15 protein-coding genes and 2 pseudogenes are annotated in these 18,954 nt (G+C 60.9%); 11 read left to right on the top strand and 6 right to left on the bottom strand.

Features of this window, described 5'->3' with window-relative positions:
- Positions 1 to 34 precede the first annotated feature (34 nt).
- A pseudogene (locus RLDS_RS46020) lies at positions 35 to 1,211 on the bottom strand (IS3 family transposase).
- A 75-nt stretch (positions 1,212 to 1,286) separates the two neighbouring features.
- Here RLDS_RS46020 and RLDS_RS46030 point away from each other — a divergent pair.
- The 10 genes and pseudogenes from RLDS_RS46030 to RLDS_RS46070 all read left to right on the top strand — a co-directional run bounded on the left by RLDS_RS46030 (position 1,287) and on the right by RLDS_RS46070 (position 10,720).
- On the top strand, positions 1,287 to 2,510 hold the full coding sequence (locus RLDS_RS46030; RefSeq protein WP_021227196.1) for a cbb3-type cytochrome c oxidase subunit I: 1,224 nt from the start codon (positions 1,287 to 1,289) through the stop codon (positions 2,508 to 2,510).
- On the top strand, positions 2,507 to 3,133 hold the full coding sequence (locus tag RLDS_RS46035) for a cytochrome c oxidase subunit 3 (RefSeq protein ID WP_021227197.1): 627 nt from the start codon (positions 2,507 to 2,509) through the stop codon (positions 3,131 to 3,133). The genes RLDS_RS46030 and RLDS_RS46035 overlap by 4 nt, the downstream gene beginning before the upstream one ends.
- Positions 3,130 to 3,441 carry a cytochrome o ubiquinol oxidase subunit IV gene (locus RLDS_RS46040; protein ID WP_021227198.1) on the top strand — a complete coding sequence of 104 codons (312 nt, stop codon included), beginning with the start codon at positions 3,130 to 3,132 and terminating at the stop codon, positions 3,439 to 3,441. The genes RLDS_RS46035 and RLDS_RS46040 overlap by 4 nt, the downstream gene beginning before the upstream one ends.
- Positions 3,442 to 3,892: 451 nt before the next feature.
- A pseudogene (locus tag RLDS_RS57015) lies at positions 3,893 to 4,324 on the top strand (glycosyltransferase); the annotation flags it as partial.
- A 42-nt stretch (positions 4,325 to 4,366) separates the two neighbouring features.
- Entirely contained in the window at positions 4,367 to 5,773 is a 1,407-nt protein-coding gene (locus RLDS_RS46045; RefSeq protein WP_236616890.1) for an HAD-IIB family hydrolase, read from the top strand.
- On the top strand, positions 5,770 to 6,915 hold the full coding sequence (locus tag RLDS_RS46050; protein WP_021227200.1) for a glycosyltransferase: 1,146 nt from the start codon (positions 5,770 to 5,772) through the stop codon (positions 6,913 to 6,915). The genes RLDS_RS46045 and RLDS_RS46050 overlap by 4 nt, the downstream gene beginning before the upstream one ends.
- Positions 6,912 to 7,853, top strand: a complete 942-nt coding sequence (locus RLDS_RS46055) for a galactosyltransferase-related protein (protein WP_021227201.1) — start codon at positions 6,912 to 6,914, stop codon at positions 7,851 to 7,853. The genes RLDS_RS46050 and RLDS_RS46055 overlap by 4 nt, the downstream gene beginning before the upstream one ends.
- Positions 7,850 to 8,923, top strand: a complete 1,074-nt coding sequence (locus RLDS_RS46060; protein WP_021227202.1) for a glycosyltransferase — start codon at positions 7,850 to 7,852, stop codon at positions 8,921 to 8,923. The genes RLDS_RS46055 and RLDS_RS46060 overlap by 4 nt, the downstream gene beginning before the upstream one ends.
- Positions 8,920 to 9,801 carry a polysaccharide pyruvyl transferase family protein gene (locus RLDS_RS46065; RefSeq protein ID WP_031298614.1) on the top strand — a complete coding sequence of 294 codons (882 nt, stop codon included), beginning with the start codon at positions 8,920 to 8,922 and terminating at the stop codon, positions 9,799 to 9,801. The genes RLDS_RS46060 and RLDS_RS46065 overlap by 4 nt, the downstream gene beginning before the upstream one ends.
- Before the next feature lie 4 nt (positions 9,802 to 9,805).
- Entirely contained in the window at positions 9,806 to 10,720 is a 915-nt protein-coding gene (locus tag RLDS_RS46070; protein ID WP_021227204.1) for a glycosyltransferase family 2 protein, read from the top strand.
- On the opposite strand, the gene RLDS_RS46075 is transcribed toward RLDS_RS46070, so the two are convergent.
- From RLDS_RS46075 to RLDS_RS46095, 5 genes are all read right to left on the bottom strand, one after another.
- Entirely contained in the window at positions 10,707 to 12,095 is a 1,389-nt protein-coding gene (locus RLDS_RS46075) for a TolC family protein (RefSeq protein ID WP_408021184.1), read from the bottom strand. The two genes, RLDS_RS46070 and RLDS_RS46075, sit on opposite strands and share 14 nt — an antisense overlap.
- Positions 12,096 to 12,166: 71 nt before the next feature.
- Positions 12,167 to 13,231, bottom strand: a complete 1,065-nt coding sequence (locus tag RLDS_RS46080; protein WP_021227206.1) for an efflux RND transporter periplasmic adaptor subunit — start codon at positions 13,229 to 13,231, stop codon at positions 12,167 to 12,169.
- Positions 13,228 to 14,910, bottom strand: coding sequence for an ATP-binding cassette domain-containing protein (locus RLDS_RS46085; protein ID WP_031298617.1), 1,683 nt, complete (start codon positions 14,908 to 14,910; stop codon positions 13,228 to 13,230). Before RLDS_RS46085 ends, RLDS_RS46080 begins: the two co-directional genes overlap by 4 nt.
- 142 nt (positions 14,911 to 15,052) lie before the next feature.
- Positions 15,053 to 16,831 carry a histidine kinase famiy protein gene (locus tag RLDS_RS46090; protein WP_021227208.1) on the bottom strand — a complete coding sequence of 593 codons (1,779 nt, stop codon included), beginning with the start codon at positions 16,829 to 16,831 and terminating at the stop codon, positions 15,053 to 15,055.
- Between the two features lie 35 nt (positions 16,832 to 16,866).
- On the bottom strand, positions 16,867 to 17,775 hold the full coding sequence (locus RLDS_RS46095) for a dienelactone hydrolase family protein (protein WP_021227209.1): 909 nt from the start codon (positions 17,773 to 17,775) through the stop codon (positions 16,867 to 16,869).
- 160 nt (positions 17,776 to 17,935) lie between these two features.
- Here RLDS_RS46095 and RLDS_RS46100 point away from each other — a divergent pair, with 160 nt between their 5' ends.
- The gene (locus tag RLDS_RS46100) at positions 17,936 to 18,949 is read left to right on the top strand and encodes an aldo/keto reductase (protein WP_021227210.1); all 1,014 of its coding nucleotides are present in this window, start codon (positions 17,936 to 17,938) and stop codon (positions 18,947 to 18,949) included.
- Positions 18,950 to 18,954: the final 5 nt, after the last annotated feature.

Here is an 18,954-nt window from a genome sequence, read left to right on the forward strand (position 1 = left end):
TGATCTGCCCCCACCGAGTGGACCGATTGGTTTGTTAGTGCATTAAGCTCATCGCCGCCATATCCGGACGGAGGTGGAGCGAAGCGGAACCGGAGGCCGATATGGCGGTGTCGCCGTTTCTGGTGCCGGTGGCCGATAGCCAAGACTGCTGTGCGGGCGGACGGTGTTGTAATGCCGCCGCCAGGCTTCGATCAGCACCCTGGCCTCGGCGAGGCTGTAGAAGATTTCACCATTGAGCAGTTCGTCGCGCAGCGACCCATTGAAGCTTTCATTATAGCCATTCTCCCATGGCGATCCCGGCGCGATGTAGAGCGTCTTCACGCCGATCTGCCGCAGCCATTGCTGGACGGCATTGGCGATAAATTCGGCGCCATTATCTGACCGTATATGTGCAGGCGGGCCGCGCGAGATGAACAGGTCCGCCAAGGCCGCCAGCACATCCTCATGTTTGAGCTGTCGCGCAACGATAAGCGCCAGACATTCCCTGCTGGCCTCGTCGATGATCGTCAGGATGCGGAACTTGCGGCCGTCATGCGTGCGCCCCTCGACGAAGTCATAGGCCCACACATGCCCAGGATACTCAGGCCGCAGGCGGATGCATGATCCGTCGTTGAGCCATAGACGCCCGCGTTTGGGCTGGCGCTGCGGCACCTTGAGCCCTTCGCGCCGCCATATCCGCTCGACCCGTTTATGGTTCACCGTCCACCCCGCATGGCACAGCAACGCCGTGACCCGGCGGTAGCCGTAACGACCATATTGCTTTGCCAAGGCGATGATGTCCTCCGTCAGCGCCTGTTCGTCATCCGCCCCACGCGGCACTTTACGCTGTGTCGATCGATGCTGCCCTAGAACCCGGCATATCCGTCGCTCGGATAGCCGGACTGGCAGATCCCGTCGTATATGATCGATGCAGCGCCGTCGCCGCGCGGGGCTCAGAAGTTTCCCCGTGCAGCTTCCTGCAATATCAGCTTGTCCAGCGTCAGGTCCGAGATCGCCCGGCGCAGCCGTTGGTTTTCCTTCTCCAGATCCTTCATCCGCCGTGCCTGGTCGGTCTTCAGCCCGCCATATTCCTTGCGCCAGCGATAATAGGTCTGCTCACTGACCCCGATCCGACGGCAGGCTTCGGCGGTCGAAGCCCCCTGCGCCAGCACGATCTCAATTTCACGCAGCTTGCCGATGATCTCTTCCGGCTTGTGCTTCTTGCTCGGCATTCAATGTCCCTTTCGCGGTCCAGACTATCATAGTCTCTGGGCCACTCAGCGGGGGGCAGATCACTTGGCGGCAATATGATGCATTATGCCAACCTTTTCTGGATGTTCGGGCATCCTGAAGTCTATATCGTCATTCTGCCGGCATTCGGCATCTACTCCGAAGTCGTCTCGACCTTTTCCAGCAAGGAATTATACGGCTATAAATCGCTGGTGATCGCGACAATGGCGATCGCCGTGCTGTCCTTCACCGTCTGGCTCCATCATTTTTTCACGATGGGCCAAAGCGCAAGCATCAACGCGGCCTTCGGCATTGCCACCATGGCGATCGGAGTGCCGACGGGCGTCAAAATCTACAACTGGATCTGGACGATGTTCCGGGGCGAGGTGCGTTTCGCCACGCCGATGATCTATGCGCTCGCCTTCATGATGACATTTGTACTGGGGGGTCTGACCGGCATCACCCTGGCTTTCCCTCCCTTGGACTATGTCGTCCACAACACGCTGTTTTTGGTGGCGCATTTCCACAATATGCTGATCCCCGGTACGCTATACGGCCTGCTGGCGGCATATACATTCTGGTTTCCCAAGGTTTTTGGATATCGGCTGGACGAACGCTGGGGCCGTATCTCGTGCCTGTGCTGGATCGCGGGCTTCTATCTGGCGTTCATGCCGCTCTATATACTGGGCGCCAGCGGCATGGCGCGCCGCACGCAGGCCGTGATGGAGACAGCCTATCGGCCATGGCTCTACATCGCCGAAGTTGGCGCATTGATCCTTCTGTGCGCCTTTGTCGCATTGCTGATCCAGCTCTGGGTCAGCATCCGTGATCGGCACGCCAATGATGTTTTCGTCGGCGATCCGTGGGATGGCCGGTCGCTGGAATGGTCCATTTCCGCGCCGCCGCCGGAATATAATTTCGCTCGGCTGCCGCATGTGGACCAACCCCATTGGTTCTACGATGCGAAGCGCAAAGGCACGCCTTACGCGCCGCCTGCTACATATTGCGATATCATGATGCCGAAAAATAGCGTCGTGGCGCCAATCATCGGCATGGCGAGCGGTGCGGCGGCCTTCGCGCTGGTCTGGTACATATGGTGGCTGGCGATCCTGGGCATGGCCGTGATCATAGGCGCGATCGTAGCGCGCAGCTTCGTGCGGGACACGCATCGCACCATTCCGGCATCCCAAGTGGCAAAAGCCGACATGACTTGGCGCGAAGCGATGGCAAAGGCGCAGCCGGTCCCGCGGGAAATCGAAACCAGCCCCGCCAATCAAGGTCTGGCGATGGTGCGATCATGAGCGCCAGCGAAACCAAACATGCCGGACTGAACCTTAAGGGGACGGACGCCGAAACGCATGCGGAAGCCGAGCATGCCATATTCGGTTTCTGGATTTTCCTGATGAGCGACGCGGTGATCTTCGCCCTGCTTTTCGCCACCTATGGCGTCATGTTGCCCGCCACGGCCGGCGGCCCGACGCCTGCGAGTGTTTACAAGATTTGGCCGACCTTCATAGAAACGCTCCTGCTTCTAACCAGCAGCCTCACCTACGGCATGGCTTCGGTGGCGATGAAATATGGTTCACGCAGGGGGGACGTCCATCGTTGGCTGGCGGCGACGCTGGCTCTGGGTCTGATATTCCTCGCCTTCGAATGGCATGATTTTGCCGAGATGTTCGCCCAAGGCGCCTATCCAACCCGAAGCGGCTTTTTGTCCGCATTTTTTGGGCTTGTTCCTCTCCATGGTCTGCATGTCGTCGCCGGCATTTGCTGGATAGTGGTGATGATGGCGCAGATCCGCTTCTTCGGACTAGACGCGCGGGTGAAGATCAACCTGTTGAGGCTGGGGCTGTTCTGGCATTTTCTCGACCTCATATGGGTCGCGATCTTCTCCACTATCTATCTGCCGGGCTTGCTGCCATGAGCCAGGACAACGACCGACGGCACGAAATCCGCTCCTACCTGATCGGGTTTGCAGGCGCGATCGCGCTGACGGGCGCGGCCTTTGCGGTCGTCCGGTGGCCAATCGCGCCGACGAACATCACTTTTGCGATGGTGCTTGCGCTCGCCTTGGCGCAAATCATTCTGCAATTTCGCTGTTTCCTGCACATCAGCTTCAAGCGATCATCGCGTGACGATCTTCAACTTATTCTGTTCTCGACCCTGGTCATTGCGCTGATGGTGGGCGGAACCCTGGTGATCCTGATGAATCTACGCGACCGGATGATGTGAGGCCGCAAAGGCGCGCAGCGTCGGCCTGCGATATTGAGGTGTCGACGATGCCACGACAGCGGACGGGCGCCTAGTCCTCGTCCCGCAGCTTCGCCTGATATCTGGGACGATAGGGGAAGCCGGTCGAGATGGGGGCAGATTCCAAACCTGCCATTTGTGATCTTGATCCAAGAAAACGAATAAATTGTAAAAACTAACTTATGTTATCATTATTTATAAAATGTCATTGAAAAACATGGCAGGTTTATCCGGTAAACGGGCGATATGGAACGTAATCAATCCAACGGTGTTTGAAGCTTTCTGTATAGGGGGCACCTGATTGGTTATCTTGCATCTTGCTCTTGGAGGCTGTCTGAAGGCGCCGCCAATTAATTACGGTATAACTGCTGACACCGACGGTCATATTGCCTATATATTGGATGCATCTGCCCATCAGATACAACAATCCGAAGTGTCAGAGGTAGTCATAGCCACCCGGCGGTTTGAAGACCCCCGGTTCGACCAGGTTTACAATCTGTCAGACGAACATATAAGTCAGAATGTTCGTATTATTCGAATTCCTACATCAAAATCTGTTTACCTTGAGAAAGAAGAGCTGTCAGGAGAATTGGCATCTTTTACCCAAGGATTGATCCATTATCTTTCCTCCGGTAAAGATCTTCCAGACGTGATCCACACGCATTTTGCCGATGCGGCTCAGGTGGCTGCGGTGATACAGCGAAAATTTGGCATACCTTATGTCTTCACGCCGCATTCCTTGGGGATAGATAAGCAGATGCAGGGCGTATCCTGCACCGGCCTTGGCCAAAGGATCGAGGCTGAACAATCGGCCATCGCGCAAGCTGGCGCCATAATCGTGTCGACGGCGGATGAGGCCGATCGTCAAGTCGGGGCCTATTGTCCGTCGGCAAGGGGAAAGCTTCATGTGGTGCCTCCGGGCGTGCCGCGCCTGCCCATGCCCGCTCGGACGGGTCGCGCGCAGATGATGGTGCAGCAATGGTTCGACCGGCCGGACTTGCCGATCATCCTTGCCGTATCGCGGCCCGTCACGAAGAAAAATCTGGCGGCCCTCGTCATGGCCTATGGTCAGGATTCGGTGCTTCAGCGTCAGGCCAATCTCGTCATTCTGGCGGGCCAGCATCGGCATGCTGCGGGCGAGGAGCGAGCCAATCTCGACCAGCTTTTTGCCTTGGTCGAAAGCTATGGCCTCAACGGCCGGGTCGCCTTGCCCGAGGCGCATGATGCCCATGACGTGGCGGCGCTATATGCTCACGCGGCGAAAGGGGGCGTCTTCGTCAATCCCGCGTTGCATGAGCCCTTCGGGCTCACCTTGATCGAAGCGGCGGCATCCGGGACGCCCGTGGTCGCGACGCGCAATGGCGGGCCGGCGGAAATCGTGGCGAAGATCGGGCATGGGGACCTTATCGATCCGCGCGATCCGCAAGCGATCAGCGACGCCATCAAGGACATCATAGGCAATGCTGACCGGCATGCAGCACTGTCGGCAAAGGCGCGCGCAGGTTCTAGCCTCTATTGCTGGAACGCATATGCCAGTGCGTCTGTCGACATTTATCGCTCGGTCACACAGCCGCGCTTGCTGGCCTGCGATATGGACAACACGCTTACCGGCTGCCGGGAGTCCGCGGCGGCGTTTCGTGCCTGGCGGTCTACATCCTCAATGCCGTTTGTCGTCGCAACCGGCCGAAGCCTTCATGCCACGAAGATGATCCTGCGTCGCTGGCAACTGCCAGAACCCGATGCCTATATCGTCGATGTTGGCACGCGCATTGTTTGGCCAGATGGGGAGGGCGGATGGCAGGAGTGCGCGGAATTCGCCGCCTATCTGGATCAGGATTGGGACCGCGCCGTTGTGGCCCGGATGGTGGCGCCCCTTGGCCTCAAGCCCCAGCCGCGCGTCACGGAGGGGCCGCACAAGATCAGCTTTTTCGGAACTGCTCGCGATGCGGCCGCCATTCGGGCAATGTTGGACGCCAATGGTGTGGCGGCGAGGGTCATCTTCTCCCACGGCCGCCTGATCGACATATTGGCGCCCAATGGCGGCAAGGCGGAAGCGATTGCAGCCTATGCGCGAAAATTCGGCCTGTCCTTGTCCCACTGCGTGGCCGCTGGCGATAGCGGCAATGACGCGGATATGCTCGCGGCCTGTGGTCATGCGATCGTCGTGGGCAATGCCACGGCCGAACTGGACGATCTCCCTGCCCGCAAGGGATTGATGCGCGTGTCGCGCCATCATGCCGCTGGCGTGCTTGAAGGGCTGGCGCGGCTTGGCCTTCAGGACGCTTCATCTGCTGCCGTGGCCGCAGCGGCATGACCCGTCCGATCGGATATTTCGTTCATCATCAGGGCAGGGGCCATGCCGAACGCTGCGCAGCAATCGCCCAAGCCATGCCCTCATGCAGGCCGCTGACAATATTTTGCGCCCGAGACGATATATTTCCGGCTTTGCCGGACAATGCGGACATCGTTACCATTCCCTCCCTGTTCGAACCGACCGGCGATGAAGCCGCATCCATGGATTGGGTATCGACCCCCGCCACGCTGCATTGCGCCCCTTTGGGCTGGCCTGGCATCCGCTCCGCCATGGGCCAGATCACATCTTGGTTTCAGGCTGCCGATCCCGCGCTCATGATCTGCGATGTGTCTGCGGAAATCGCCCAACTGGCCCGCATCTGTTCGGTCCCCCATGTCAAGATTTTGCAACATGGCGATCGCAGCGATCCGGGGCATCGCGCCGCCTATGAAGGGGCGGCAGGACTTCTGGCCCCCTTTCATTCCGACCTGGCCCAACCCGAATGGGATGATGCCATGCGGTCAAAGACATTCTTTGCAGGCGGTCTTGGCGTGGATCTGCGTGTGCACGAGCGGGAGGTCGCGCGGCAGCGTATTGGCGTTGACCCGAATGAGGAGCTTATCCTTGTCCTCTCGGGCAGCGGGGGCGAAGGCTTCGGACAGGCGCCCCTGGGTGTCGGCGCGCGTTCGCGACCCTCTGCCCGATGGATCACCATCGGGAAGGTTCAGCGGGACTGGCATGCGACGGAGCCGGGTAATATCGAGCATCGCGGCTGGGTCGACAATGCCGAAGACTATGTCGCTGCCGCCGACCTGGTCATTTCCTCGACGGGCAACACCACCTGCCAGCAGATATTGGCCGCTGCCAAACCCTGGCTTGCCGTTCCCGAATGGCGCTATTTCGATGAGCAGCATCGCAAGGCGGATGCGCTGTCGGCGGCAGGCGTCGCGACTACGCGGCCGCATCTTCCATCCTCGGCCCATGGGTGGGCGTCCGCCCTTGCCGAGACATGGGCGGGTCACCAACCGGATCGCCAGCGGGCGATGATTGACGAAGCGCCCGCGCTTGCAACCGCGCAATGGCTCGAAGCGCTTATCGATCGCCTCTGGTCACAACAACTCGCCCCCATTTCACCATCCTTCAAGGAGTTCCGCCCGTCATGAACAAGGTTTCCGTCATCACATTGGCGCGCGGGCGGGGCGATCATCTCGTCAACGTCGTTCATGGCCTCAACCGCCAGTCGATGCTGCCGGTCGAACTCATAATCGCAGTGATGCAAAACGAACCCTATTCTCTGCCTAAAACCCCGTTCCCGGTTCGCCAGATCCATGTCGCGGGCGATGATCTGCCCCTGGCAGCAGCGCGGAACGCCGCCGCCGCCGTCGCGACCGGGGACATCCTGATTTTCCTGGATATCGACTGCATTCCCTCCCCCAGCCTGGTTGCAGACTATGCCGCCCATGCCGACAGGTTCGATGGCCTCCTCATGGGGGAAGTGCTGTATCTGCCGCACCAAGCCACGCAGGGCGACTGGTCGTGCGAGGGATTTGAAGGGATCGCGGAGAAACATTCCGACCGGCGTGGTCCCCCCGCCCATGGCATAGAAATTTGCGCGGATTATCGCTGCTTCTGGTCGCTGAATTTCGCGATGCAGGCGCAGACATTCCGGCGTTCAGGCGGCTTTGACGAACGCTATGTCGGATATGGCGGCGAAGATACGGATTATGGAAAGACGCTCAGCACGGCAGGCATAGCGATCGCCTGGGCCAAGGGCGCACGAGCTTATCATCAATATCACCCGCACCATATGCCGCCGGTCCATCATGTCGAAAGCGTCGTGCGCAATGCACAGCTGTTTGAGGCAAAATGGGGCTATCGGACCATGGGCCATTGGCTGCACGCCTTTCGCCTGATGGGGCTGATCGACGATGCGCCAGGCCTGCCAATCCGACTGTTGCGCGCGCCCGATCAGGACGATCTGGCGCTCACCGGCCAGCAGAGCCATCAACCCTATGCGAACACCGCCACGGTTTTGCGCTTGTTGGAGTCCCGGCAGAAGCGGGGTGCTGACATGATGCCAATCGCTGTCGCCGCCGCGTGAGGATCGCCCTTCTGGCCCATGTGCGCCAGCGCATCCGTCAACCTTTTGCCGGCGGCATGGAAGCGCATGCATGGCAACTGGCCGCGGGCCTTAGTCGTCGGGGTCATGATGTCACCCTTTTTGCTTCTGGTGACAGTGACTCCGCCTTCACCATCGATCCGGTAGTCGACGTGCATTATGAGCAGGTTTTTCCCTGGGCCGAGCATCGTGGATCGGCACCTCTCATCAACCATCTCGATGCCGCTTACGCATCGGCCTGCGAACGCATCGCCGACGGCGCTTTTGATGTTGTGCACAATAACAGCCTGCATCGTTTTCCCCTGGAGCGGCGCTGGACGAACCGCACTCCTACGCTCACGTCCCTCCATGTGCCGCCTTATGACGCCCTGCACGGTTTCGTGAAGCAAAGCCCATCACCACGCCATCGCCTGACTGTCACCTCCGCCAAGCAGCTCAAGGCATGGTGGCCGCACAATCCTCCGCCCGAAGTGTCGATACTGCATAATGGCATAGATGTCGGCCAGTGGCGTTTCGGCGAGAAGGGGAACGGGACCGCGATCTGGAGCGGCCGGATCACCCCGAACAAGGGGACTCATATGGCCGCGATGGCCGCACGTAAGTCGGGAATGCCCCTCATCATCTACGGCGCGATTGAGGACCCTGACTATTGGGCGGCGGAGGTAGCGCCGTTGCTTGGACCCGACATTCGCTATGGCGGTCATCTGGATATGCGGCAACTGGCCGAAGAGATGGCGAGAGCATCGGTTTTCGTTTTCACGCCCTGTTGGGATGAGCCATTCGGTCTGGTTGCGGCCGAAGCCATGGCCTGCGGGCTCCCGGTCGCCGCCTTCGACATGGGGGCGGCGAGCGAAGTCATCGGCAACGCGGGCGCTCTGGCGCAGCCACAGGACGTCGACGGACTGGCTAGTGCAATGCGTGACGCGTGCCTGATCGACCGGACGATCGCCAGACAGCGGGCCGTCGACATGTTCTCGCAGGATGTGTGGCTCGCGCGATGCGAGGACCTGTATGGGCAGCTGTGCGGCGCGACCGTATCCGCAGCCGCATGAACGCCGCCCTTATATCCGACCAGCGAGAGTGGCTATGGCAAGTCTATGCCCGGCATCTTGGTTACGGCAGGCCCTATGCGTTGGTCGACTTCCCCGATCACCCCAATGTCGGCGACAGTGCCATCTGGCTTGGAGAATTGACCATTCTTCGCGCCATTACGGGCAGGGATCCGGCCTATGTATCGACATGGCATGATTTTGATCGACAAGCCTTTCTTCATGCCTGCCCCGAGGGGCCGCTGCTGATCCATGGCGGGGGCAATCTGGGGGATCTCTGGTCGCACCACCAAAATTTCCGGGAATCCTTGCTGCTGGACTTGCCGGATCGGACGATCGTTCAGCTGCCGCAGTCGATATTCTTCCGCGATAGCAGCGCAGCCCTTGACTTTGCCGCCCTTGCAAAACGTCATCCGGATTTCACGCTCTATGTGCGCGATCATGCCAGCTTGCGCTTTGCCCGATCGACATTGGGCTTGCCGGCCCACCTTGCACCCGATTCCGCCATGATGCTGGACCTGAAACGGCAGGCTGTCGCGTCGGAACCCATATTGGCCCTTATGCGCAATGACGCGGAGCGCGTGGAGGGCGCGCCCGATTTGCCACCGGGCGCGAAGCTGGTGGATTGGCTCGAAGATGACGATGAAATGCCCGGCGGCCATGATGCGGCCAGTCGCGAGCGGCAGGCTGTTGCGCGGGTGAACAGAGGCGTCGCGCTCCTGTCTCAGGCGCAGCATCTCCTTACCGATCGCCTTCACGGCCATATCCTCGCACTGCTGCTGGACCTGCCCCATGACATTCGCGACAATTGTTATGGAAAGCTGAGCGCCTATGTCGCCAGTTGGCAGACGGGTTCGACGCCTGCGCACCGAGGGGTTTGAAGTCATGCCGGACATCAGCCTGCTTGTCTGCACGCGCAATCGCGCTTCTGCTCTGATCAATCTGCTAGATTCCGTGTCCGTCGCAGTCAGCGAGGCTAGGGGCCTTGATATAGAGATTATCATCGTCGATAACGGATCGACCGACGACACGCCTGCCATGCTGGCCGAGTGGGCCGATCGTCAGTCATTTCCGGTGCGCCTCGTGACGGAGCAGCAACCTGGTCTTGCCCGTGCCCGCAACAGGGGCCTGCAACATTGCCGTAGCCGCATCATCGCGATGACGGACGACGATTGCACTTTGCACAGCGATTATTTCACCGCGCTGGCGCGCTGCTTTGCGCGGCTTGGCGAGGATGTAATCGTCGGCGGGCGCATATTGCTCGGCAATCCCATGGATCTGCCCGTGACGATAAAGGTGGAGGATCATCCGATGATCCTCCGTCCCGGCGCCTTCCCCGGTGGCTTCGTGATGGGGGCCAATCTGGCGTTGACTGCGACCATCCTTGATCGTGTTGGACGCTTTGATGATCGCTTCGGTTCGGGCGCGCCCTTTCAAGCGGCGGAGGATACGGATTATCTGTTCCGGGCCATCGGGCAGGGATGCGACATTCGCTATGATCCGGCCTTTGCTGTCGACCATCATCATGGGCGACGATGCCCATCGGAGGAAAAGGCGCTGCTTGCCGCCTATAGTTATGGTGATGGCGCGCTCTACGCCAAATATTGGCTCACCGACTGGCGGATATGGCGTGCGGTTGCGGAAGATATCCGGCTATTGCCCCGCGATATTCTGGCTCCGGTCAGGCAACATGCGGGCGTGCGTTATTTCTATACGTTTCGCTTGCGCCACAAGCTGCGCGGTTTCCTGGCCTTTGCCAAAAGCCGACTGCGCCGCGCGCGGCCAGTCAGGGCAGGGTAGGGCCGCTATCGAGGCCCAGGGCATCCTCATCCGCCGTGGCCGCGGCCAATTCCGCGCGGGCCGCCGCGATCCGCGCGCGCGCTTCGATCAGCTTCACCTCGGCGCTGGTCGCGCTTTCTTCGCGCTGGTTTACCAGAAAGAAATCGCTCGATCCCAGTTCGAACCGGCGTCGCTCTGCACTTGCCAGTCGCTCGGCCAGCGTGCGTTCCCGTTCGGTCGTGTCGACTAACTGATTGGCTGTCTCCACTTCGATACCGAGCGCGGTCACTTCCGCGCGGATCTTTTCCGCCAGGAACCGCTGCTTGACTGACAGCTCATCGATCTTCGCCTGTGTTTCCGCAAGCTTGCCCTTCGCCTTGCGATTCTGGAGCGGCACCTTGAAGGTTACACCGACAATGACCTCAAGCGGCGTGCGGCTGGATCCGCCAAGACCCACCGGTCCCACATCCTTGGCCACCTCGCCATTCAGGTCCAGCCTGGGCTTCATGTCGTTGCGCGCCAGCGCCAGCTTGATCGTCGCCTTGTCGATCTCCTCCAGCAAAATCGCAAAATCCGGCCGGCTTTCCAGATTGAAGGCGGGGTCAACGCGCAGGTCGCCAAAGGCATCGGCCGCGTCCGGCAAGCGCGCTTCATCGACGACGACCGGCAGACCTTGGTCATCGCGATAATAAAGCGACAGCTTCACGGCGGCCGCGCGAAAATCCTGCCGCGCCTCCACCACCAGCGCCTGACGCTTGACCAGATTGGCCTCATTCTCGGTCAATAATATGTCGGGCTTGGCGCCCAGATCCACCTGCCGCTGAATGCCTTGCGTGCGGTTTTGCGCCAATGTCATCAGCGCTTGATAGGCCCTGAGCTTCAATCCGGCGGCAACCCATTTCTGATAGGCTTCAATCGCGCGGGCCTGAACGCCGATGCTGGTCGCCTTTGTTTCAAACCGCGCAATGTCGATATCATTGGCGGAAAGGCGAAATTCCGATCGACGCGCGTCGATCAGCCGGTCACGCAGCAGTGAATAAAGCGCGCCGACCTTCACCTCGCCCAGCTTGTTGGTATAGGCCTTGTCCTCGTAAACGGGAAAATCGCCGCGCGACACGCGATATTGGCCGTAGACATAGCCGCCATTGTCGGTCAGCGGCTGTTCTGCCTTTCCGGCAAATTCGGTCCCGTCATAATAGCCCTCGACGCGGCTGCGTCCGTCCACCGCGAATACGGTGTCGAAGGCGCCCTGCGCCGTCAGCGCGCGCGCTTCGGCCTGCCGGTTGCGGGCCAGGGCGGCGATGATGTCGGGCGCGGAGCGCGCCGATGACTGCAGCACTTCGTCGAGCGTCAATGGGCCAGTCGTCCGTGGCGCTGCTGTCGCCGCACTGCTCATATCCTGGGCCAAAGCCACAGGGCTAGTGGCTACCAGAAGCACCGCAATCAGGCCGACGCTCTGCCCCATCTTCATTTCTTTTTCTTCTCGATCGAGCTTTTCTCGGCCTTTGCCTCCTCCTTCTGCGCGACCTGATCTTGGCCGAAATTGAGGGGGAAGTCGTTAAGCTGGCGCCACAGTTCATAGCCTACCGTGACGACATCGCCCTGCACCCAGCCCAGCACCTTGCCGCCCTGGCGAACAAAGCGCTGTTCGGGCCATGGCGTCTTGCCCGGCTGGGGTTCGACAAGGATGCGGAACAGTCCGTCGGCGCGGGGCGTCGGATCGACAGAGCGAACCTGCCCGTCATAGATGCCGACGGCAAAGGCGGGCCAGCCGCTGAACTGGAAGGCCGGGAAGCCCTCAAATTCCAACCGAACCGGGCGGCCCTGATTGACCAGAGGAATGTCCCGCCCATCGACATAGAGTTCGACCGCCCGCTCGATTTTTTCAGGAGCGATCATCGCCAGCACAGTGCCCGCCGAAATGAGCGCGCCGCCTGCCGCCGCGTTCAGGTTTTGAACCCGTCCGTCGCGCGGCGCGGTGACGATCTGGGCGGACTGGCGCTGTTGGCGCACCTCGATTTGCTTCAGCTTAGCCCTTGCTTCGGCCAGCTTGGCATTGGCTTCGGCGACCTTGATCTGAGTCTGTTCATAATCCCGCCGCGCCGCCAGGCCTTCGGCAAAAAGCTGGCCTGTGCGCCCGACGTCGATGGACGCGACCGCGCGGGATTGTTCAATGGCCGCGATCTGCGCTTCCACCTCGGCCTTCTCTGCCGCCAGCCGCTCCAGGAAATTGGGATCGACATCGACCACCTGGACGATCGGGTCGCCTGCCTGCACCAGTTGGCCGTCACGGACGAAGAAACGGTCGACCCGCCCGTCGACCAGGGAGGATACCTGGCGTGGCCGGTCATCGGGGTCGAGCGACGTCACTTGGCCGACGCCCTGCGCGGTTTGCTGCCATGGCACGAACAGGATCGCGACCGCCAGCAGGATGCCCAGCAAAATCAGCCGGGCAATGACGACGGCTGCACGCGGCGGCTTCAATGCCGCAAGCGACCTGAAATGCGCCAGTTGCGCTGGCTGAATGGTCATGGCCGCGGCTCCCGCCCGGCCAGGAAGTCAGACAGCGCGGCTTGATCCGCGAAGCGTTGCTGCGCCTTGGCGCCCAGCCAATAGCAGCCATCCAGATTCATCGCTTCTGGCCGTTCGGTAAACAACAGGATGGTGGTTCCGTGCTGGCGCAGCGTCTGCAACGTCGCGCGTAGCGGTTCGGCGGGCATCATGTCGTATAGTTGCGACAGCAGCAGCACCTTGGGGGCGCTCAGCATCGCCATCGCCAGTTTCAGCTGCATGACCTCAACGATGCTCAAGGGAGAGCCTGAACTGGCCAACTGCGTATCCAGTCCGTCCGGCAGGCTGGAAATGCGCGCGGCCAAGCCGACCAGCTCCAGCGTGCGCATGATCCGCGATCCTTCCGCAGTGCCGCCCGTTGCCAGGTTCAGATATTCGCGGATCGTCACGTCGACGATCGTCGGCCGATTGAGCACGACGACCGCGGAACGGAGCAGATACATGTCGAAACTGCCCAGTTCGCTGCCGCCGATCGACACCAGACCCCGATCCGGGTTGGCATGACGCTTGAGCAGCAGCGCAATCTGGCTTTCGACCCCGGGTTCTGCCACGATGACGGCCTGTTCGCCGCTGCCGATCGCAAAGTCGAAATGCGATCGATCAAGCACCACGTCGCGAAAGCGAACGGACCCGTCCGGCGGCGCCTGGCCGCTCAATCCCGCCGGCTCCTGGGGAATGGCGAAAATCTGGGACAGTTCTTCTGAACTGGCGACAAGATCGTAGAAGGTGTCGAGATACCACCCAAGTTGCGAAATGCCGTAGAAGACGCCCGACAGGATCAACTCCGCCGCCACCAGCTGGCCGATCGACAGCTGGCCCGCCAGGATCAGATTGCCGCCCAACGCCAGCAGCGCGGCGGCGGCAAAGGCATAGACCAGGAAATAGCCCAGCGCCTGCGCGAAACTATACCGGAAATAATGACGATGCGCGCGGACGTAATTGGCGGTGACGGCTTCCGACCGATCCATCGCGAAGTCGAGATGCCGTGCCGACTTGTAAAAGCCGTTCGATGCGCCAACGCTTTCCAGCCAATGCGCGGCCTCATGCTTGGCGTGGGACACGCCGACCGCCCCGGTGATCGCCCCGTGGCGCCAGACCAGCCATATCAGCAGGCACACCGCCACCAGGATGATGTTGAACGCCAGGAAAAAGGGGTGATAGAAGCTGGTGACGATCAGCCCGACGGCACCTTGCAGGATGATCGTGAAGGCGCCGATCACCAGGCTGGGCACCGCTTTTTGCACCACGACCATGTCGAAATAGCGATTGAACAGGCTGCCCCGGCTTTCGTCGGCGAAGAAGGGGTTTTGCGCATGGACAGCGCGCACTGTCACTTCGGCGACGACCCGCGCGAAGATGCGCCGTTCGAACATCGCGAGCAAATAGACGCGCAAAGCGCTCAACCCAGCCACCAGCAGCAAGAGCACCAGCAGGACGCCGGACAGGATCCATAGGGGCGCAACCAAAGCCGTGCGCGCTACCGAATTGATCAGCAGCTGGACGGAAATCGGTGTGGCGAGCGACAGGAGCGTGATCGCCAATGTGTAGACGATCCCGACATTCACATAGCCCTTGTCAGGCCCGACTATTTCCGTAAGCCATGCGGCCGCTTGCCGCAGGCCAAGACGCTCCCCAGCCAAATGCACCCTTTCGAAATTCCTTGGCGGCAGGTCTTAAACTGACAAATGAGCCGCGCAAGGTCCAACGCTGCGCTGCAACATAATCTAACAAAATCGAAATGCGAATTGGGGCGCGACACTATCTCAGCTACGCACTGGCGTTCTACCCTTCTTTGTGAGGGAAATTTCGCGCCTGTGTGCGCGGGCCTTCCAAACGCCGGTCCAGCGCCATGCGAACGCGATCCGCCAGTTCCTCCCGGCGATAGGGTTTGCCGATGACGTCCAGCGACGTGCCGCGGGGTATATCGGCCACCAGATCTTCATTATAGCCGGTGGTCATGAGAACCGGGATGTCCGGGGCCAACTCAACAAATTTCTCGACCAGTTCCAGACCGCTCATCCCGCCCGGCATGACGATGTCGGTGAACAAGAGGTCGATCTTCTGCTTGTCCCACAGCTCCAGTGCCTCTTCGCCGCTGCTCGCCAGCACGAGCTTATAGCCCAATGCGCTCAGCTGTTCAGCGGCCAGCGCGCGGACATCATCGCTGTCCTCGACCAGCAGGATGGTTTCGGTGCCTTGAGCTGACGCGCGTCGCATCGCGCTTGGCAGGGCAGGGGGAGAGAAACGGTCGGCCTCGCCGATCGCCACCGGGAAAAGCATCCGGATGGTCGTCCCTTTGCCCGCGACCGAGTCCAGCTCCAGCCGACCGAGAGATTGCTGCACGAAGCCATGCACCATCGCCAGGCCAAGGCCGGTGCCGCGATCCTGCCCCTTGGTCGTGAAGAAAGGCTCAGTGGCGCGGCGGCGGACATCTTCACTCATGCCGGTGCCTTCGTCGCTGATGCTCAGCACTACATAATCGCCCTCGGGCAATTGGTGCGCCGCTGCATTGCCGTTCAGCTTCCACAATTCTGTCGCGATCGTGACGGTGCCGCCATCGGGCATGGCGTCGCGGGCATTGAGCAGCACGTTGAGCAGCGCCATTTCCAGATGGGAAGGGTCTATCTGCACGTCGGGCAGCCGTCGCTCCAGCGCCGTGACCAGGCGGATCTGCGCGCCGACGGTGTTGTCTATGAGATCGCCAAATTCATGGATCAGGTCGTTGAGGTTGATCCGCTTGGGCTCCAGTCGCGTCTTGCGCGCAAAGGCGAGCAGCTGCCGCGTCAGCTTGGTGCCGCGGTCGGTGGCGCGCGCTGCATTGGTCAGCAACCGGCGCTGCCGGTCGTCCAGATCTCCTGTCAGGACAAGCTCGATATTGCCCGTGACGATCTGGAGCAAATTGTTGAAATCATGGGCCAGACCGGCGGTGAGCTGGCCGATGGCCTCCATCTTCTGCGCCTGACGGAAGGATTGCTCGGATGACCGTCGTCGTGTGACGTCCAGCTGACTGGCGAAGAAATAAATGAGGTCGCCATGATCGTCGAACACGGGTGCAATGAAGACGGCGTTCCAGAAGGCGGTGCCATCACGCTTGTAGTTCAGGATTTCGAGCGAAATCGCCTCGCGATGCTTCACCGCTTCGCGCAGGTCCGATACCGCCGCACGGTCCGTGTCGGCCCCTTGCAGAAACCGGCAATTGCGGCCGACGATTTCGCTCTCCTCGTAACCCGTCAGGTCCAGAAAGGCCTTGTTGGCGAACACGATCGGATTGTCGTCCTGCCGTGGATCGGTCAGGATCATCGGCATGCGCGTCATTTGCAGCGCTGCAAAGAAGACCGTGCCCCGTTGTTCCAGGCCCGGTTCGGCTATTGTGGACCGCTTCCAATGATGGGTCGGCCTGTTGCCTGTGGGGCTGAAAGATGTCGGATCGGGCAGATCGCCTGCAGGCTCGCCGGAAGCCTGCGACCCATTTTCATCTGTCCGTTCTTCGTGCACCTGAAACCCCTCTGTCGTGACGCACCTACAATCATCGGCTGCGCCTTCGGGTTCCTGCCCCGTCATGTTGCGATGTTCAAGGGGCCGACACGATAGCGCGTTCAGCCCAGAGTTCGGCGCAGCAATTCGAGCGTGCGACCCCAGGCCAGGTCGGCGGCGGCCTTGTCGAAGCGCGGCGTGGTGTCATTATTGAACCCATGTTCGACGCCATCATAGACAAAGGCCTGATAGCGAACCCCTGCCTTGTCCAGCGCCGCCTTGTAATCGGGCCATGTCGCATTGATTCGCGTGTCATTGCCGGCATAATGGATCAGCAATTCCGCCTTGATGTTCGGTACATCCTGCAGCGGCGGCGGGCTGCCATAAAATGGGATCGCCGCTTTCAGGCTGGGCAAGCGGGTCGCGAGCAGATTGGCGACGCCGCCGCCAAAGCAGAATCCGGTCGCCGCCAGTTGGCCATTGCCCCCCGCCATTCGTTGTGCGTGATTGGCGGCCGCGACGAAGTCTTCGCCAATCTTGTCGCGATCCAATGTCGCAAACATCTCCCGCGCCTTGTCCTCGTCCCCCGGATAGCCACCCAGCGTCGTCAATGCGTCGGGCGCCACAGCCATGAAGCCCTCCAGCGCCAGCCGCCGCGCAATATCCTCGATATGCGGGTTCAGTCCGCGATTTTCGTGTGCCACGACGACAACCGGAAGCGCCGCGCCTGCCTTGTCAGCCGGTCGGGCGACATAGGCGCGGATCCTGCCGTAGCCCTGCGGAGAGTCCACCTCTATCCAGCGTGTTTCAACACGCGGATCGTCCGCCGCAATAACCTGCCCGCGCGCGAAGTCGGGGCTGAGCGCGGCCAGCACCGCAGTGGCCGACACCATGCCACCGACATGGGTCGCGCATTGAGTAAGAAAGCCTCGGCGGTCCAGCGACCCATGAACATAGGCATCGAACAGGTCCAGCACCTTGCGCGGAAAGTCCTTGGCTTGCTTGGGGACCGTCCCGTCAAATTCCGTCATGTCATCCTCCCTGGTGCCCCGCGCTCCGGTCCTTTGTGGGTCATGATCAGGCCTAACCCAAGCAAAATCGTGCCGGGTAGCGCGTCTCAAGCTGGCACCGGCCGACGCAGGGGTCTATTGGCGGCTATGTCCCCCAATCGACACAGGATCAGCATCGCCTATGACCATCGCGCCATCGCCCCGCTCCATTGGCCCCTTCACCGTTTCGGCGATCGGCCTTGGCTGCATGAATCTGAGCCACGCTTACCTGCCCCGCCCCGATCCGCGCGACGCTGAACGGCTGTTGCGGCACGCGCTCGACAAAGGCGTCGACTTCTTCGACACCGCCGCGCTTTACGGTTTCGGCGCCAATGAGGAATTGCTGGGGCGTACGCTGATGGATCGGCGTGGTGATTTCGTGCTGGCCAGCAAATGCGTCTTGGGCGGCAAGGGTGGCCAGCGTGGCCTGGACGGATCACCCGATGCGATCGAGGCAACGCTGGAAGATTCGCTACGCCGCCTGCGCGTCGACCATATCGATCTCTATTATCTGCACCGGCTCGATCCAAATGTGCCGATCGAGGATTCGGTCGGTGCGCTGGCTCGGGCGGTCGACGCCGGCAAGATCGGGGCGATCGGCCTGTCCGAAATGTCGGCTGCGACCTTACGGCGCGCTCATGCGGTCCATCCCATTGCCGCAATGCAGACGGAATATTCCCCCTGGACCCGTAATGCCGAAGTGGCCGTGCTCGATGCCTGTGTCGCACTTGGCGTCGGCTTCGTGGCCTTTTCCCCTTTGGCGCGCGGCGTGCTTGCTGGCAGCGTCGGTCCCGATGGCGTGGATGAAGCGGATATCCGGCACGCCATGCCCCGCTTCCAACCCCCGCATCTCGACCATAATCTGGGCCTGGCAGTTCGGTTTCGCACAATCGCGCAAGCGGCGGGGTGCACCATGGCGCAACTCAGCCTGGCCTGGGTCCTGTCCCGCCGCCCGAACATCGTGGCGATCCCCGGCACGACCAGCACCGCGCATCTTGATGAGGACCTGGCGACGCTGACGCTGGATATCCCCACCGACGCGCTGGCGGCGGTCGATGCACTGTTTACGTTCGAAGCGGTTTCGGGTCCTCGCTACGCCAAGGGCCCCCAGGCACAGATCGACACGGAAACCTGGGATGGTGAACCATTGGAGTGACAGGA

The sequence above is a fragment of the Sphingobium lactosutens DS20 genome, assembly GCF_000445105.1.
Lineage (GTDB): Bacteria > Pseudomonadota > Alphaproteobacteria > Sphingomonadales > Sphingomonadaceae > Sphingobium > Sphingobium lactosutens.

Excerpts from the sequence above, each read along its gene's own strand:
- RLDS_RS46035 (WP_021227197.1), top strand. The coding sequence starts at position 2,507 with ATGAGCGCCAGCGAAACCAAACATGCCGGACTGAACCTTAAGGGGACG.
- RLDS_RS46040 (WP_021227198.1), top strand. The coding sequence starts at position 3,130 with ATGAGCCAGGACAACGACCGACGGCACGAAATCCGCTCCTACCTGATC.
- RLDS_RS46065 (WP_031298614.1), top strand. The coding sequence starts at position 8,920 with ATGAACGCCGCCCTTATATCCGACCAGCGAGAGTGGCTATGGCAAGTC.
- RLDS_RS46055 (WP_021227201.1), top strand. The coding sequence starts at position 6,912 with ATGAACAAGGTTTCCGTCATCACATTGGCGCGCGGGCGGGGCGATCAT.
- RLDS_RS46075 (WP_408021184.1), bottom strand. The coding sequence starts at position 12,095 with ATGAGCAGTGCGGCGACAGCAGCGCCACGGACGACTGGCCCATTGACG.
- RLDS_RS46095 (WP_021227209.1), bottom strand. The coding sequence starts at position 17,775 with ATGACGGAATTTGACGGGACGGTCCCCAAGCAAGCCAAGGACTTTCCG.
- RLDS_RS46100 (WP_021227210.1), top strand. The coding sequence starts at position 17,936 with ATGACCATCGCGCCATCGCCCCGCTCCATTGGCCCCTTCACCGTTTCG.
- RLDS_RS46070 (WP_021227204.1), top strand. The coding sequence starts at position 9,806 with ATGCCGGACATCAGCCTGCTTGTCTGCACGCGCAATCGCGCTTCTGCT.
- RLDS_RS46090 (WP_021227208.1), bottom strand. The coding sequence starts at position 16,831 with ATGACGGGGCAGGAACCCGAAGGCGCAGCCGATGATTGTAGGTGCGTC.
- RLDS_RS46080 (WP_021227206.1), bottom strand. The coding sequence starts at position 13,231 with ATGACCATTCAGCCAGCGCAACTGGCGCATTTCAGGTCGCTTGCGGCA.
- RLDS_RS46050 (WP_021227200.1), top strand. The coding sequence starts at position 5,770 with ATGACCCGTCCGATCGGATATTTCGTTCATCATCAGGGCAGGGGCCAT.
- RLDS_RS46030 (WP_021227196.1), top strand. The coding sequence starts at position 1,287 with ATGATGCATTATGCCAACCTTTTCTGGATGTTCGGGCATCCTGAAGTC.